At 47.1% G+C, this 16,098-nt stretch carries 20 protein-coding genes; 18 read left to right on the forward strand and 2 right to left on the reverse strand.

The window, feature by feature from the left end:
- Nucleotides 1–27 precede the first annotated feature (27 nt).
- The 4 genes from rpsN to MKY28_RS01770 all read left to right on the forward strand — a co-directional run bounded on the left by rpsN (nucleotide 28) and on the right by MKY28_RS01770 (nucleotide 1,747).
- Complete coding sequence (gene rpsN, locus MKY28_RS01755) at nucleotides 28–297, forward strand: 30S ribosomal protein S14 (RefSeq protein ID WP_036605831.1); 270 nt, start codon at nucleotides 28–30, stop codon at nucleotides 295–297.
- A 114-nt stretch (nucleotides 298–411) separates the two neighbouring features.
- Nucleotides 412–747 carry a DUF3024 domain-containing protein gene (locus MKY28_RS01760; RefSeq protein ID WP_076253275.1) on the forward strand — a complete coding sequence of 112 codons (336 nt, stop codon included), beginning with the start codon at nucleotides 412–414 and terminating at the stop codon, nucleotides 745–747.
- A 280-nt stretch (nucleotides 748–1,027) separates the two neighbouring features.
- Nucleotides 1,028–1,504, forward strand: coding sequence for a DUF2975 domain-containing protein (locus tag MKY28_RS01765; RefSeq protein WP_340934571.1), 477 nt, complete (start codon nucleotides 1,028–1,030; stop codon nucleotides 1,502–1,504).
- A gap of 9 nt (nucleotides 1,505–1,513) precedes the next feature.
- Nucleotides 1,514–1,747, forward strand: coding sequence for a helix-turn-helix domain-containing protein (locus MKY28_RS01770; RefSeq protein WP_036605834.1), 234 nt, complete (start codon nucleotides 1,514–1,516; stop codon nucleotides 1,745–1,747).
- Nucleotides 1,748–1,826: 79 nt separating this feature from the next.
- Here the strand turns inward: MKY28_RS01770 and MKY28_RS01775 are convergent, their stop codons facing one another.
- Nucleotides 1,827–2,678: a helix-turn-helix transcriptional regulator gene (locus MKY28_RS01775; RefSeq protein ID WP_083669919.1), complete on the reverse strand. Its 852-nt coding sequence runs from the start codon at nucleotides 2,676–2,678 to the stop codon at nucleotides 1,827–1,829.
- Between the two features lie 181 nt (nucleotides 2,679–2,859).
- Here MKY28_RS01775 and MKY28_RS01780 point away from each other — a divergent pair, with 181 nt between their 5' ends.
- Entirely contained in the window at nucleotides 2,860–4,932 is a 2,073-nt protein-coding gene (locus tag MKY28_RS01780; RefSeq protein WP_340934574.1) for a beta-galactosidase, read from the forward strand.
- Between the two features lie 144 nt (nucleotides 4,933–5,076).
- Here MKY28_RS01780 and MKY28_RS01785 read toward each other — a convergent pair whose 3' ends face one another.
- Nucleotides 5,077–6,120, reverse strand: coding sequence for a helix-turn-helix transcriptional regulator (locus MKY28_RS01785; protein WP_339195279.1), 1,044 nt, complete (start codon nucleotides 6,118–6,120; stop codon nucleotides 5,077–5,079).
- A gap of 237 nt (nucleotides 6,121–6,357) precedes the next feature.
- Here MKY28_RS01785 and modA point away from each other — a divergent pair, with 237 nt between their 5' ends.
- The 13 genes from modA to MKY28_RS01850 all read left to right on the forward strand — a co-directional run bounded on the left by modA (nucleotide 6,358) and on the right by MKY28_RS01850 (nucleotide 16,058).
- Complete coding sequence (modA, locus tag MKY28_RS01790; RefSeq protein ID WP_047841236.1) at nucleotides 6,358–7,230, forward strand: molybdate ABC transporter substrate-binding protein; 873 nt, start codon at nucleotides 6,358–6,360, stop codon at nucleotides 7,228–7,230.
- The gene (modB, locus tag MKY28_RS01795; RefSeq protein WP_340934577.1) at nucleotides 7,227–7,913 is read left to right on the forward strand and encodes a molybdate ABC transporter permease subunit; all 687 of its coding nucleotides are present in this window, start codon (nucleotides 7,227–7,229) and stop codon (nucleotides 7,911–7,913) included. Before modA ends, modB begins: the two co-directional genes overlap by 4 nt.
- Before the next feature lie 273 nt (nucleotides 7,914–8,186).
- Nucleotides 8,187–8,519 carry a hypothetical protein gene (locus tag MKY28_RS01800; protein WP_017692504.1) on the forward strand — a complete coding sequence of 111 codons (333 nt, stop codon included), beginning with the start codon at nucleotides 8,187–8,189 and terminating at the stop codon, nucleotides 8,517–8,519.
- A 315-nt stretch (nucleotides 8,520–8,834) separates the two neighbouring features.
- Complete coding sequence (locus MKY28_RS01805) at nucleotides 8,835–9,656, forward strand: transporter substrate-binding domain-containing protein (RefSeq protein WP_036673581.1); 822 nt, start codon at nucleotides 8,835–8,837, stop codon at nucleotides 9,654–9,656.
- 23 nt (nucleotides 9,657–9,679) lie between these two features.
- Entirely contained in the window at nucleotides 9,680–10,417 is a 738-nt protein-coding gene (locus MKY28_RS01810; protein WP_340934579.1) for an amino acid ABC transporter permease, read from the forward strand.
- Nucleotides 10,418–10,449: 32 nt separating this feature from the next.
- Nucleotides 10,450–11,160 carry an amino acid ABC transporter permease gene (locus MKY28_RS01815; RefSeq protein WP_076319761.1) on the forward strand — a complete coding sequence of 237 codons (711 nt, stop codon included), beginning with the start codon at nucleotides 10,450–10,452 and terminating at the stop codon, nucleotides 11,158–11,160.
- Entirely contained in the window at nucleotides 11,157–11,909 is a 753-nt protein-coding gene (locus MKY28_RS01820; RefSeq protein WP_340934581.1) for an amino acid ABC transporter ATP-binding protein, read from the forward strand. The genes MKY28_RS01815 and MKY28_RS01820 overlap by 4 nt, the downstream gene beginning before the upstream one ends.
- Before the next feature lie 121 nt (nucleotides 11,910–12,030).
- Nucleotides 12,031–12,318, forward strand: a complete 288-nt coding sequence (locus MKY28_RS01825; RefSeq protein WP_017692509.1) for a hypothetical protein — start codon at nucleotides 12,031–12,033, stop codon at nucleotides 12,316–12,318.
- 23 nt (nucleotides 12,319–12,341) lie between these two features.
- Nucleotides 12,342–12,683, forward strand: coding sequence for a hypothetical protein (locus MKY28_RS01830; protein ID WP_017692510.1), 342 nt, complete (start codon nucleotides 12,342–12,344; stop codon nucleotides 12,681–12,683).
- Nucleotides 12,680–12,979, forward strand: a complete 300-nt coding sequence (locus tag MKY28_RS01835) for a hypothetical protein (protein ID WP_340934582.1) — start codon at nucleotides 12,680–12,682, stop codon at nucleotides 12,977–12,979. The genes MKY28_RS01830 and MKY28_RS01835 overlap by 4 nt, the downstream gene beginning before the upstream one ends.
- Before the next feature lies 1 nt (nucleotide 12,980).
- Nucleotides 12,981–13,322, forward strand: a complete 342-nt coding sequence (locus MKY28_RS01840; RefSeq protein ID WP_051446920.1) for a hypothetical protein — start codon at nucleotides 12,981–12,983, stop codon at nucleotides 13,320–13,322.
- A 441-nt stretch (nucleotides 13,323–13,763) separates the two neighbouring features.
- Entirely contained in the window at nucleotides 13,764–14,858 is a 1,095-nt protein-coding gene (locus MKY28_RS01845) for a CgeB family protein (RefSeq protein WP_340934584.1), read from the forward strand.
- 60 nt (nucleotides 14,859–14,918) lie between these two features.
- Nucleotides 14,919–16,058: a CgeB family protein gene (locus MKY28_RS01850; RefSeq protein ID WP_076319759.1), complete on the forward strand. Its 1,140-nt coding sequence runs from the start codon at nucleotides 14,919–14,921 to the stop codon at nucleotides 16,056–16,058.
- The last annotated feature ends 40 nt before the right edge of the window (nucleotides 16,059–16,098 follow it).

Raw genomic sequence — 16,098 nt, forward strand, 5'->3', positions numbered from 1 at the left:
ATTTAATGGATAAAGGAGCTGTAATTCATGGCTAAAAAATCTAAAGTGGTACGTGAGAAGCAACGTCAGGCGATCGTGGCAAAATATGCGGACCTGCGCCGGGAATTGAAGGAAAAAGGGGATTACGAGGCATTGCAGAAATTGCCGCGTAATGCATCTCCGACCAGACTAAAGAACCGTTGTGAAGTGACAGGTCGCCCGCGGGGTTATCTACGCAAGTTCAAGGTATCTCGAATTAAGTTCAGAGAACTGGCTCATCAAGGACAGATTCCTGGTGTAACAAAATCCAGCTGGTAAAATGATCAAGGGATGTAGCTGACCACCATTGCATGAAGGCAGGTTGTTGTGTGCTTGGAGCTGCATGTGGTGCGTAGAACAGAGGTGGTATTTTGCTGAAAGGATGTGCATCTCATGTTGGACTTGTTTACGTTACGAAGAATTCAGTCCGTAATGAACGGATATATTCACGAGAAGGTACCTGCGCCACTGCGTACGATGGTGAAGTTGACATATGAGATGAATGACAATGAATTGATCCTGACCGAAGAAAGACCCGCCGAGGAACGGTATCAATGGGATAAGATGCATATTGCCCGATTTTACTGGGAAGAAAATCAGTGGAAAGTGTATGCCAGAGATGAACAGAGCAGCTGGAATCCGGTAGATGTTATTACACCTTGTTCCGATTTTGAGAATGTGCTCGAGCAGGTGGAACGGGATGAGGCGGGACTGTTCTGGCGTACGTGAGCGAGATCGGTTAAGAGTATATTTCATTCGTGAAAATTAATGTTAACTCAGACAAATATGGCGTATATGCAACCGAGTTCGAAGCTAGCGAAACAGTGGCTAGCATCGGGCTTTTTTTTGTGTCCAAAAATCATTGAAGCAAAGAGGGGGGGCGATCTTTTGGTCTGCCTTCCTTAATGGGCAAAAGAATAAATAAAATCTGTTTTACAATAAAAATTTATTGTAAAACGATAAATATTATGATAAATTCATATCACTTAAAACAAGTGAGGTGCTTTTTGTGAAGCGAGGTACAACCATCTTTTTAAAATTGGCTGTGTTGCTTATTGGTGTTCCCATTCTTGCCTTATATATATTCGGCATACCTTGGTTAGCGAACAACCCGGTGAATCCGAATTATGCAGGTGCGCTATACCCCATAGTGATTATTATGTATGTGTCCGTTATTCCGTTTATCGTTGCACTGTACCAGGCATTCCGTCTGCTGAGCTACATCGACAAAAATGAAGCGTTCTCTCTAATGTCAGTGAAATCCTTAAAAACAATAAAATATTGTGCTATTGTAATCAGTAGTCTCTATTTTGTGATGTTGCCATTTGTTTATGTTGTAGCAGAGAAAGATGATGCCCCAGGCCTCATTCTTATGGGGATGGTTCCTGTTTTTGCTTCATTGGTCATTGCAGTATTTTCCGCTGTGCTCCAAAGATTGTTACAGGAAGCGATTGATATCAAATCAGAAAATGACCTAGTGGTCTGAGGTGAATATATGGCCATTATAATTAATATTGATGTGATGTTGGCAAAGCGGAAAATGACGGTTACCGAGCTTGCAGAGAGAGTTGAGATCACAATCGCCAATATTTCCATATTAAAAACAGGAAAAGCAAAAGCGATCCGTTTATCCACTCTGGATGCGATCTGTAAAGCACTGGATTGTCAGCCTGGAGATATATTGGAATATAAGGCTGATGAGGACGAAGATACAAATGAACTTATATAAAAAATGAGCAAGGAAGACTCTGCATGTTGTATGCAGAGTCTTTTTTTGCGTCAGCTTGATCAAGAAATACGTGCCGTACCTATAACGAATGATTGTGCATCATTCGAAATTGCATAGGCGTTACGTTTTCCTGGGTTTTAAAACAGCGGATGAAGTAGCTTGACTGTGAAAATCCCGTTTCCAGTGTAATTTGTTTAATGGAAAGGTTGGTTGTTGCGAGCAGCTGTTTCGCATGTAATAACCTGGATTCCAAGAGGAATTCCGGGAAAGAGATTCCAAACGTCTGACTGAACTTTCGGCTAAAGTATGTTGTACTGTATCCGGCAATTCCGGCAGCGTGGTCAAGTGTGATGTGCTCATTACTATGGGAACGAATATAATTCCCTGCTTCACGAATTCGCTCTGAAGTGTGATTTAACGAAACATTGATTTGGCTCGCTGCCGATTGCAATCGGGTCAGAAGCTCATATAATGTTGCTGCCACACTGTGCTCGTCCTCCACCTGATAGCCTCTGCCTAGCTCCAGCAATCGATCCATGAGCGCGGTAACCACCGGAAAGTTGGAACATTGAAACAGCCAGGGCTCGTCAACGCCTTTTCCATTTAACAGTTCTTCGAGACGAATACCGTAGAAGTGAATCCAACGAATACTCCAAGGGTCATCCAAATCTGAATAGTAGGTTTGTCTGAGACCGGGACCGTAGAGGAATCCCTGCCCTCGTGTTAGCTCATAACGAGTGGTTCCCGTGTCCAGGAATCCTTTACCTTCAAGTACAAGGTGCAAATTATAGCAATGATCCAAGTTGATATCTTTCGTTCGATATTCCCGATTCACATAATGTTTCGGAAAGTCACTGTACCCTCCAATAAAATCGGGAAAGCATACATGTCTGGGGAAAACCGGCTTGGGGAGAAAGATGTGTTCTTTCACGTGCATCCTCCATTTAAACGCAATATTTTTATGTAGTGAACTGAAATAGATTCAGCCTACTGTTATTTGAATCTTGGACAATGACAATATTTTATTATAAGTCGCATAATCTTGTCATTTATTATATGTGAAGGTTCCAATAGAATGGAGGCAATATGGCAGGTTAAGGGGGCAATTAAAGGTGGCAAAATCAATCCAAATGGATGAATTAAAAATGGGGGTCTGTTATTACCCTGAGCACTGGTCGGAAGCGTTGTGGGAGGACGATTTCCGTAGAATGAAAGAGATGAATATCACAGTTATTCGGATGGCTGAATTTGCATGGTCCATCTTTGAACCGGAAGAAGACCAGTTCGATTTTAGTTTTTTCCAGAAGGCACTGGATCTGGCGCATCAATACGGTTTAAGTGTTATTTTGGGAACACCTACTGCAACTCCACCAGCGTGGTTAACATCCAAATATCCTGAAGTATTAAACGCAAATAAGGACGGGGTGTTGTATCAACACGGCATGCGGCGTCATACCAACTACAGCAGCCCAATCTTCAGACAGCAATGTGAAAAAATCGTGCGCAATATGGTGATTGCCTATAAAGATCATCCGGCTCTTATTGGATGGCAGATCGATAATGAATTCAATTGTCATATGGATGTTTTTTATGCTGAGGCAGATCATGTCGCCTTCCGTGAATGGCTCAAGAATCGTTATGAATCGTTGGAGAATCTGAACCAGGCATGGGGGACTGTTTTTTGGAGTCAGACCTATACCGACTGGGCGCAAGTTCACCTTACCCGAAATATGGTCAGTCCATCGCCCAATCCTCACCTGGCACTAGATGAAAAGAGATTTATCTCAGCAAATACCATTTCATTTGCCAAACTTCAGGTGGACATCATTCGGGAACTGGACCCGGAACATTGGATCACAACAAACGGTACGTTTGGACACTTGGATAATCATGAAATGACAGAAAACCTGTTGGATTTCTTCTCCTATGATTCGTATCCGCAGTTTGCCACGATCTTCCCAGGGACAGACGATAACTCATTACAAGATCGGGCCTGGAGCATGAAACTGTCGAACGTACGTAACATGTCACCGAACTTCTGCGTCATGGAACAACAGTCTGGACCAGGAGGTTGGGTTGATAGTATAGGTATGGGTACGCCAAGACCGGGACAGATCCGATTATGGTCGTATCAATCTGTTCTTCACGGAACAGATCTACTCGTCTACTTCCGCTGGCGGACGGCAACATTTGGCACCGAGATGTACTGGCATGGCATCAATGATTACCATAATCAACCTAACAGAAGAGTACGCGAGGTTGCACAAGTAGGGGAAGAGTTTGCCAAGATCGGGCGTGTTATTGCGGGCACTACATATCAAGCCGATGTTGCGATCCTACAGGATTACGATAACATCTGGGATGGAGAGTTGGATGAGTGGCACGGCCCGCTTCAGCAACAGAGTGTACGCTCCTGGTATAAACAGCTCCAGTATCGTCATATTCCGACGGACATGGTTACACTGCAACCAACGACAACACTGGAAGAGTTATCCGATTATAAGGTGATCATCTATGCTCACCCGGCCATCATGACAGACGAGACAGCAGAACTTCTGCAAGCCTATGTCAGTCAAGGAGGCACTCTGTTTTTTGGTGCTCGCACCGGATATAAGGATCTCAGGGGGCATTGTTATATGAGACCGTTCCCTGGGGCTGTCGCTGAGTTGTGTGGTGTAACCGTAGAGGACTTTACCTTAATCAAAGGAACCGTTCCAGCAGCCAAACTGCAATGGAGTGGGGCGAGTGAGCGACTTCAGGAGGGAACGTCAACGGCTGGATTTAACGAAGTTCTTCATGTGGAGCATCCTGACGTACAGGTTGTGGCCGAGTATGCATCCGAATACTATGCAGGTAGTCCTGCATTGATCAAACGTACGGTAGGTCAGGGGCAAGTATGGTATTATGGAGCGGCTTACAATGAACCGGTCGTAGATGCTCTCCTGGATGAAATAGAGCTATCTTCACCTGTGGGTGACCTGGTAGAGGTACCGTCTGAAGTTGAGCTTGGTATCCGTTCTGGTAAGGATAAAGCTTATGTCTTTTTACTCAACTACTCGGATCAACAAGTCCCCATTAACCTTAAGAAGCAAGTAAAAGAGTTACTGTCAGGTACAACACTTCAGAATGAGATCAACATGCCCGCGTATGGTGTGTTCATTTTTGAGATCGATTTGCCACATTAAGCAATCCATTCATCGATATCATGCGTTATATATAGAAAGAAACACCAAAAACGCCTTGCAGCCCTTGCAAGGCGTTTTGTATATGCATGATGTAATGTTGAATACACGTTGAGCATGGGCTGTTATTGTCTACATTTGGTATACCTATGCTTCGTACAAAATCTCACCTGTCCGAGATACGTCATATCCCTCGAATGATTGCAGTTCCTGCCTGAACTCCGGCGATTGGAGAATTCGCAGTACAGATTCTGTCCAAGCTTCATTACCTTGCTTCCTCAGCATGACCAGATCATAACGTTCCTGAATGAGCGGGATAAAATCAACCTGTCCCACAAGTCGCGCAGCCTTCTCAATGCCAACTCCGACATCAGCTTCTCCTGAACTGACTTTGGCCGCCACGCCCATGTGGCTGGTTTCTTCGGTTTCATATCCGATCAGACCTGCTGCAGGAATTCCATGCAGTCGAAGTTGCTCATCCAGCAATACTCTCGCGCCAGAACCTATCTCCCGATTAGCTAGTCTCAGTTCAGGCTTGCTCAGATCGGTCCAATTCTGCAAGTTCTGTGGATTGCCACGCTGTACATATAGTCCGGCAGGACGTGACAGCAGGTTCACCACCACATAAGATCGTCCTGTCAGAATTTTGCGAATATACGGCAGATTATACTCACCGGTATCTCCGTCGAGCAGATGGGTGCTGACCAGATCGGACTCACCGCGATACATCGAGATAAGCCCATCCAGACTACCCATGAACGAACGTAACGGACGAATGTCCCGAGTTTGTTTTTCCATATGGCGCATTAGAATATCCAGACTGACATCCTGACCTGTTATGACCAGATGCCGTGGTACAGCAGTCATTGCATGAGCAGAACTCGCTGGAGTAATCGCATGCGCAGACCCAACGGGTGTAGTCGATTGTATGGAAGTACCCTGAAAATCACCCGGACTTGGCTGAGTCCCTGATTCCGAGGTCTGATGAGGAGTCGGGATACGCTGACCTGAGGACTGAAGTTGCTTGGAGCGACGTTTATATGCCTCCAGATCGGTTGCATCAATTCGCATTTGTTTACCCACACGGTATGCGACGAGGTCTCCTTTTTTGATCAGGTCATAGACCGTCAGTTTCGATATTTTGAGTAGCTTGGATATTTCTTCGGTTGTGTAGGATTGCTCCTCCGTCATAAGTGAAGATCCTCCTTCAAAGGTATAGAGCAATTATGGTTTTATTATGAATGTTTCTTGTACTATATCATTAATTGAGGGATGCCATAAACCTGAGAACACGCAATAAACGCATAGGACAGATAACAAAAATCAAATGTGATCTTAATCACCTTCCCATTTTTTTTGTCTTGTGTATAATTAGATATAATCAATTATAACTAGTTATATCTAAAGATAACGTTGGGAGAGAAATGAATGAGAAAGAGAATCGGATATGTGTTGGGAAGTATGTCACTGGGACTGGCTCTTGTATTGGCTGGTTGCGGCGCAAACACGGGCACTACGGATACATCCACAGGTGCAGAACAAACGACCTCAACGCCAGCGGCATCAGGTGAAAGTTCATCAGCAGGAAATAACGATCCGCAGGAAACGGTAGATCTGACAATCTCTGCGGCGGCCAGTCTGACCGATGCGATGAAAGAGATTGAAACCAATTATGAGCTAGCTAATCCTTATATAGAACTTAATTTTAACTTTGGGGCCTCGGGTGCCTTGCAACAGCAGATTGAACAGGGTGCCCCGGCTGATGTCTTTGTATCGGCGGCAACCAAAAATATGAATGCGCTAGTGGATGAAAACCTGATTGCATCGGGCGATCAGAAGAATCTGCTACAGAATTCACTGGTGGCCATAGTGCCAGCAGATGGGACCCACACAGTAACCAGTGAAACGGATCTCACCAGCGACTCCATCAAGACGGTAGCCATTGGGATTCCGGAAAGTGTTCCTGCGGGAACCTATGCCAAGGAAGCTCTGACCAATGCCAAGCTGTGGGATGAACTGGAAAGTAAGCTTGTGCAGGGGAAAGACGTTAGACAGGTTCTTCAATATGTAGAGACAGGTAATGCAGATGCAGGGTTTGTATATAAAACGGATGCTCTTACTTCGGATCAGGTGAAAATTGCGTTTGAGGTGGACAAGAACAGCTATACACCAGCCAACTATCCAATAGGCATTATTGAAGGAACCAAACACCGTACAGAGGCCGAACAATTTTATGCGTATTTACAAACCCCTGAAGTGCTCGATATCTTCGCGAAATACGGATTCACAATTCCGGAATGAATGTGAACGCCATAGACTGGTCCGTATTCTGGTCACCGGTGCGCCTATCGCTTCAGGTTGCGTTATTATCCAGCGTAGTGGCCACTGTGCTCGGAATTGCGATAGCCTGGAAGATGTCACGTTCTACATTTCGGGGAAAGATTCTGCTGGAAACGGCATTTATGCTGCCGTTAGTCCTTCCTCCGACGGTGGTTGGATTTCTGTTACTTGTCATACTTGGGCGTAAAAGTCTGTTTGGACAATGGATTGAAGCCATATTCTCCGCACCGGTTATTTTCACCTGGTGGGCTGCGGTGATTGCTTCGGTGGTGGTTGCTTTTCCACTGGTGTATCAGACGATGAAATCGGGATTCAGTGGTGTGGATCGTGATCTGGAAGATGCGGGTCGTTCGATTGGGGCGAATGAATGGCAGGTCTTTCGTTACATTTCCTTGCCGCTCGCAGGCAGAGCATTGATGACCGCCTTCATCCTGGGCTTTGCCCGGGCACTCGGCGAATTCGGAGCGACACTGATGATTGCAGGCAATATTCCGGGCAAAACGCAAACGGTACCCACGGCAATCTATGTCGCTGTAGATTCGGGCAATCAGACCATGGCTTGGGCATGGACTGTTTCCATTATTATCATCTCATTTCTCATGTTACTGATGACCAGACAGCAGCGAGATGGAAAAAATGACTAATTTGATATGTGTTAATATTATATATAAAATGATGAAAAATCAGTTTTGAGGAAAGAACTTTTTTCCTTAACGCGGATTTTTATTACCAATTTCATATGTACCAATATCAATATCCTGCCAAATTGGTCTTAATGGAAATGTAAAGCTGTTTTAACATAAAAAAATAAAAATTTTCCCGAAATTTAATCGTTCAGTACTCGCTTTCAGTGGGCTTGTTCCTGTAAGATAGAAGTAATGGATTCCAGCCAAGTACTGAAATAAGGAGAGACGACGATGAACACTAAATCTGATTGCGGCGTTTCGTTGCAAATTGATGACTATCTGGATCTTTTGCATTTTGCCATCCAAATTCAGGATCAGGAATGGCAACAATCCCTTATCCGCCAACTCAAAATATTTCAGACGGCGACGGAGCAGCAACGCACACCTGAAGAGGAACTATGGACACGGTTTGATTACATCAACAGCAAACTGACAGGTCTGTGCCACCAGATTCATGCCGCTCATTCCATGGACGAACGCAAGAAGTTCGAGGAACGGATCGGTCTCTTACAATTACAGCGAGTGGAAGTTGCACGTAAAATTAAATGGGCGAGTCGCAGATAGATGAGTAGTGTACACACCAAGTGATGCACCGCCAAAATGGTATAATCAGTGAGAGTCATACAAGAAGAAGCCATCCGCCAATCGATATGGGGGATGGCTTTTTCTTGTACTATAGAGAAGTCCTATAACCATATCAGGATGTCCTATTAGTTTAGTTATTGCCCTAAGATGACTTGTAATGATATTCTTTGTTCAACCTAATTCCGACTATACAAGTGAGAATGGTTTGTTAATAGGAAGAGGAATGGGAGTACACATCATATTTGCTGTGATAACAGCCTGTGGAGGAGATTGGGAATGGTTAAAAAACGGGGGATTCAAAAATTCCGGACAGCACTGCTGTTCATTACAATGCTGGCGGTACTGGCTGGATGCAGCACAGGAACTGCAAGCAATGATTCAGAATCTGCTTCGGCAGCAGGCGACACCAAAGTGAAAAAGATCATTGTAGGAACAGGTACACAGTTCCCAAATGTCTGCTTCATTGATGAGAATGGCAAGTTAACAGGTTATGATGTGGAACTGATCCGGGAGATCGACAAACGTTTGCCTGAGTACGAATTCGAATTCAGCACCATGGATTTCAAAAACCTGCTGCTGAGTCTGGAAACAAAAAAAATTGACCTGATCGCTCACCAGATGGAAGTGAATGATGAGAGACAGGCCAAGTTCCTGTTTAATGATGAAGCCTATAATATTTTTCCAAATAAAATTGTCGTAAGTCAGAAAAATGAGGAAGTAAAATCGATTGAGGATCTCAAAGGGAAAAAACTGATTGTTGGTGCCACAAGTAATGCGGCTGTACTCGCTGAGAAATGGAATGCAGCGAACGGCAACGGGATTGATATCGTTTATTCCGGAGCGGGTGAGGATACCATTACTCAGATTAAAACAGGCCGGGTGGATGCCACCATCAGCACGCAGTTTGCCATTGATTATCAGAATAAGGCGGTTGATGCTCAGTTGAAAACGGTAGGAGATGCCCTCTCCAACTCCAAAGTGTACTTTATTCTGAACAAAGATGAGCAGGAGCTCAAAACCAAAGTGGACGAAGCGCTCAAAGCGATCAAAGAAGATGGAACGTTAGGCAAACTGAGCACTGAGTGGCTTGGAGCTGACTATACGGTTGAAGAGTAGTCTGAGAAAGGTGTGCAGCGGTAATGGGAAAATCATTTGATCTGTCATTGGTTCTGGATTTCATCCCGGAACTGCTACGATATTTGCATATAACACTGATTGTACTGGGTGGTTCCATCGTGCTCGGACTGGTGGGCGGCGTGCTTCTGGCCGTTCCCCGGCTGTATCGGATTCCGGTACTAAGCCAGTTGGCCACCCTGTACGTCTCATTCATGCGGGGCACACCGATCCTGATCAAATTGTTCCTGGTGTATTACGGACTTCCCGAGTTGCTCAAACCCATTGGCATCGACCTGTCGAGAACCGACCCGTTGTTATTTGTCATTGTGACCTATGCGCTTAGTGACGCGGCATCCTTTGCCGAGATCTTTCGCGGAGCGGTGCGCAGTGTGGATAAAGGTCAGACGGAAGCAGCCTATGCTGCTGGTATGACCACAACCCAGTCTTTTCGGCGGATTGTTGTTCCGCAGGCACTGATTGTTGCTTTTCCGAACATGGCCAATACGTTAATCGGTTCATTAAAGGATACGTCTTTGGCCTTCTCCATTGGTGTCATGGATATGGTGGGCAGAGGGCAGACGTTAATTTCGGCTACATCGCACGCACTTGAAGTGTATATCAGTCTGTCTGTGGTCTATTATGTCATTGTCATTGTGCTCGAAAAAGGATTTGCCTTTGCAGAACGCAGACTCCAGCGTCATGAACGCAAGAGAGTCGTACACAAACCGGCAATTCGAGCCAAACGCCTGAAAGAGGTTTGAACTCTCACTGAAACGAATAGCGGGGTGAGCATATGTCGATTGATCTCCAGTTTATCTATACATCTTTTTTTCAAATCCTGAAGGCATTGCCACTGACACTTGTCATTACGATTGTTCCGTTGATTGCAGGGTTCGGAATCGGTCTGGCTACGGCTCTGATCCGTATCTATCGCGTGCGGTGGATTCACCGCATTGCTGAGTTCTACGTTTCATTCCTGCGTGGAACACCGATGTTGATGCATCTATTCCTCATCTATTACGGTATTCCGATGATTATCGATAAGCTGGCGGAACGTTACGGTTGGGCTTTCCAATCCTCGTCGATTCCAATTCTCGTATTTGTACTGATTGCTTTCTCGCTCACTGCGGGCGCTTATATGTCCGAGATTATCCGTTCAGGCATTCTTGCTGTGGATATCGGCCAGATGGAGGCGGCTCACGCTGTAGGCATGAGCACATTCCAGGCTTTAAGGCGCATCATCATCCCTCAAGCGATCGGGGCTGTATTGCCTAACCTGTGCAGTATGTTTGTTGGGTTCCTGCATGGATCAACACTTGCTTTTACCGTGTCTCAGATGGACATCCTCGGTAAAGCGGATGTGGTGGCATCCGTCAGTCTGAAGTTTCTGGAGGCCTTTATCGCCGCAGCGTTCATCTATTGGGGGCTGACCATCATTGCCGAGCGGATCACTGCTCTGCTTGAGCGTCGGGTTGCCGTGTACAGCAAAGGAGGCGTGTCATGATTACACTAACAAACATACACAAAACTTTTGGCAAGCAGGAAGTATTGAAGGGAATTGATCTGACCGTGGAACAGGGCGATGTCGTAGCGATCCTTGGACCGAGCGGATCAGGTAAAACAACGCTGCTGCGCTGTGTCAATTTTCTGGAACGTGCCGATGAGGGCGAGGTTCAGATCAGTGGATTAACCGTCGATTGCAAGCATGCACGCAAACATGACATTGTGCAGCTGAGACGAAAAACGGCGATGGTGTTCCAGCATTATAATCTGTTCAAACACAAGACGGTGCTGGATAACGTCACGGAAGGTTTAATTATTGCCCAGAAAATGTCCAAATCCGATTCCCGCACGCGTGCCTTGCGTGTGCTTGAACAAGTCGGACTGTCTGCCAAAATCAATGAGTATCCAAGTATGTTGTCAGGTGGACAACAGCAACGAGTGGGCATCGCCAGAGCATTGGCACTGAATCCCGAAGTGATTTTGTTTGATGAACCGACCTCGGCGCTGGACCCCGAGCTTGTGGGAGAAGTGTTGTCTGTCATCCGCTCCATTGCTCAAGAGGGGATCACCATGATTGTAGTCACCCATGAAATGGGGTTTGCCCGTGAGGTGGCAAATCGGGTTGTTTTCATGGATGGAGGTTCCGTTGTGGAGGAAGGAACCCCGGAAGAGGTGTTTGTACGTCCCAAGCAGGAACGTACTCGCCAATTCCTCAGTCGGTATTCTTCCGACTGGAGTTATGTCATCTGACGATATAGGCGCAAGCTGTAGTAACTGACGATCCCGGCCCGGCATATGCTGTAACAGGCAAATGCTGATAGGCCGGGTTTTTCTATGGGTGAAGCAGGCCGTGACGGTAAGGAGGAGGACCATGCAGAGTAAAATCGATGAAATCATCACACATATTGCACACTCTCACCAGCAGATCGCACGTGTGCTGGATGCCAAACGCCAAGTCGCTGTACGCATGTCTGAAATCATCAATCATTTGCCAGATATCGAACCGGAGTTGGATGGCGTTGACGGTCTGCTGGATAGCTCTGGGCAAATCAACAAAAGCATTATCTCTTACTTGGGGGGCCTTGCAGATCTGGAAGAGGCTGTAGCCGAAACGCTGACCCAAGTCATGCGGGAGATCGCGGTTCAAGAGGAAGAATAAGCCCGGAAGGCGGGTGAAGGAACATGAGTAGAGAACAGAGCCTCATTCTGATGCTGGACGCAGCAGCCAAAATGCAGTGGAATATTGCCCTGATCCTGGAGGCAAAAGCGATTGAGGCCGAGAAGGTACGGAACTGGACGCTGAATCATTTGAATGGGGATACCTTTCTGACGCATGGGGATCAGGTAGGCGAGCCGCTCAAGATGCATGATCAGCTGGTGGAATTGCTGGAAGGATTAACCCGGATGGAGACCGGACTGTGCAACAATCTCAAAGCGGTGATGGTGCAGAACGATAGCGAAGATGGCGGCGGTATGGACGGCGGCATGTTTGGCGGCATGGATCTGGGAGACATGGGAAAATGAGTCTGATGCGGCGTGAGCAGGAAGCCAAACTGGCGCTCATTGAATCCATTGCACACAGTCAGCAGGCGCTGGCACGCATTCTGGACAGTGTAGCCAGTATAACCGCTCATTCGGAAGTATCCGCCCGCAGTCTGGCCGAGAACATTCGTTTGCTGAGTCGCTATCAGGCAGAAATGTCTCGTATGGTTACGGGAATCAGGCTGGCCCGAATCCAGCATGGGGAGCCTGGCTTGCCGTGGCTCAAAGACCCCGGGTGTGCAATTCGTATCGTTCGGGACATACAGGAGGAATGTTGACATGTTAAAGAAGAAGAAAATACGACTGAGAACCAAAAGAGCTTTGTTAATCCGTGGAGCCCGTCTGCGCAAAATTCGCAAACTGCGTGCGCTCAGAGCCAAACGTGTTCTTCACAAACGTCCACTTAAAGGACGCAGTGCGTGGCTCAAAAAAAAGAAACGTGCGGTACGGCGGCACCGGAGTCCAAAGCCCGTACAACCAGTCGTCCCGGCTACCCCTACCGATCCGAACCCGGACGGTGCGTACAGTCAGGGATACAACGAGGCGTACAACGAGGGATTCAACGCGGGTTTCGCCAAGGGATTCGAGGACGGACATCAGCTGGCTTACAAAGCACAGTAACCGATTAGACCGGATTATTCCTGCATGGAATGATACCTACTAACAGTGCCAGTTCAAAAAGACCGGTTTTCAGTACCGAGAAGATGGGATGAAGCTAGAAATGGAGTAGCGGAGCGTAGGGAAGACTACGTGAGCAACGGACATTTCGGGTGAATTTCATATTCGATGTTGGTGATGCCGATAGGCATCCTTCGTAATCAAAAGCGGACTTTTTGAATATCCTCTAACAAATGATGTTAGCCCGGGGGGACAGATCCCTCCGGGTTATTTGCATCGCCGCAAAAGCGGACATGCCCGTACAGGCGGATGTGGAGGGCATGCGCCAATTTTGCGCCTTGCAGGACACCCGTCCATGATGCATCTGACCCCGAGGCATATCCTTTAGAGGGAAGACCAATCTCGGGGAGAGTCTGGAAGTGAGATCTCCTGAAGGAAGACAGGGTGAAGAATGTGGCAAAACGAAAGCACCGTCCGCTGACCGAAGCGGAAACGGCTTACCGCGGCGGATATGCAGAAGGCCGCAGATTCGGCGGCTGTCAAGCCATGATGGAGCGGGTGCAGATGTTTGAACCGACCTTGCGGGACATGAAGGTGTTATATATCCCGCAAGGATTCGATGCCATCGATGAAGGTGTCACCTTGGCTCTGCAGCAATCTGTACGTGAATGCGTTGTTGGATCGCCAGCAGCGATGTTGCAGGAAGCCAGTCAGCATCGGCCCGATGTGGTGCTCGTCATGAATGGTCTGCATGTATTTCCCGCAGATCATGTGGAGCAGGTGAATGGCATACGTGCACTCGGTATCCGAACTGCCGTGTGGTTTGTGGATGATCCGTATTTCACCGAAGATACAACGTCCCTTTGTCAGCATTATGATGTCGTGTTCACGCATGAAGAGGCCGCCGTACCCTTCTATCTGGGACATGGAGCGAACCAGGTCATCTATATGCCACTCGCGGTGAATCCAGGCATGTTTCAACCGCGGCGCGCCGCACCGCAGCATCAGCACGACATTTGTTTTATCGGTACCGGATTCTGGAACCGGATTGCCTTGTTTGATGAGCTGGCCCCTTTTCTAGCGGACAAAAAGGTATTCATTGCGGGTAGCCAGTGGAATCGGTTGACACGCTATGATGTACTAGGCCGTTTCATCCACGAAGGATGGATTGCTCCTGGAGAGACAGTAGATTATTACAATGGCGCCAAGATTGTCATTAACATTCACCGGACTTGCGAGAATGGGGAAGACAATCGCAATACACATCATCTTAAAGGTCACTCGATTAATCCACGCACGTATGAGATCAGCGCCTGCGGCACAATGCAGATTACGGATGCACGTGCAGATTTACCCCGTTATTATAAGCCGGGATATGACATCGAGACGTTCACCAACGCAGCAGAACTTCAGCGCAAAATCCACTATTATCTGAAGCATGAAGAAGAACGACAGGCGATGGCGTGGCGTGGACTTCTCACCACGATGAACCAGCATACATTCACTCGCCGGATCGGTCAGTTGCTGGAACATTTGTAATCCCCGTCTGAAGTGCAGCACCAACATGAACACTATCCCAAAAAATAAAGGAGTGGCGGTATGTCTCTCAAACACCGTAAAACTAAAAAGATTCATGCACCCGTACTAAGCCTGGCTGATCAAGCACGCAAAAATGGGCAACATGCCGGATATGACGCAGGTAAGGAAGAAGGATATCTGCGCGGTCGCGCCAACTATATTGTGAATTGTGCACAGGAACCGTTGCCTTTCCGACAGCTTCACGTGCTGTATGTATCCTCGGGTAAAGGCTTCCCTTACTCCCCGTTGGATGAGGCCATTATGGCCACGCTACAGGGTATGGTAGCTCAAGTAACCCTCTCTGATCCGCGTCAACCGATTTCTGAAATTGCGCTGCAGACGCGTCCTGATCTTGTGCTTGTGCTGGATGGAATGGATATCCCCATCGAGCATATCGATGCGATTCGCCAAGCGGGCATTCAGACGGCGATCTGGCTCACGGATGACCCGTACTATACAGATATGACGCTGGATATTGTGACACATTTTGACCATGTCTTCACGTTGGAACTGAACTGTATCGATCTATATCGACAAATCGGCTGCGCGTCCGTTCACTACCTCCCTTTTGCCGCATTTACTAATCATTACTTTCCGATTACAACTCCTTCCCCGTTAAAACGGGATGTCAGCTTTATCGGCTCGGCCTACTGGAACCGGGTATACTTCTTCAATCCGATCATGCCTCAGTTGATGTCACACAATACGGTATTTAACGGAATCTGGTGGGACCGTCTGCCTGACTATACTGCCTATGGCGAGAAGATTGAGCTCGGGCGCTGGATGAGTCCGCCGGAGACCAATGATGTGTACAATGGCACCAAAATTGTCATCAACCTGCATCGATCCCACGAAGATGATTCCGTCAATAATAATCACCTCAAAATTGCGCCAGCTTCACCAAACCCGAGAACGTTTGAAATTGCCGCGTCCACGACGCTACAGCTGACGGACGCCCGGGATGACATTGCGCGTTTCTACAAACCGGGTGTGGAGATTGAGACATATTCCTCGCCGCAGGAGTTACTCGACAAAGTGGAATATTATCTTACTCATGAAAAGGAACGCCGTGAGATTGCACTTCGTGGACTTGAACGTACACTGAAAGACCACACGTATGGCAAAAGAATTAATGAAATGTTAACCATCATATTCCCTTAATTCTGGCCGGGAGGAGGTGTGCACAGTACCCTGTATCGGA

The organism is Paenibacillus sp. FSL R5-0473, from assembly GCF_038004565.1.
Lineage (GTDB): Bacteria > Bacillota > Bacilli > Paenibacillales > Paenibacillaceae > Paenibacillus > Paenibacillus amylolyticus.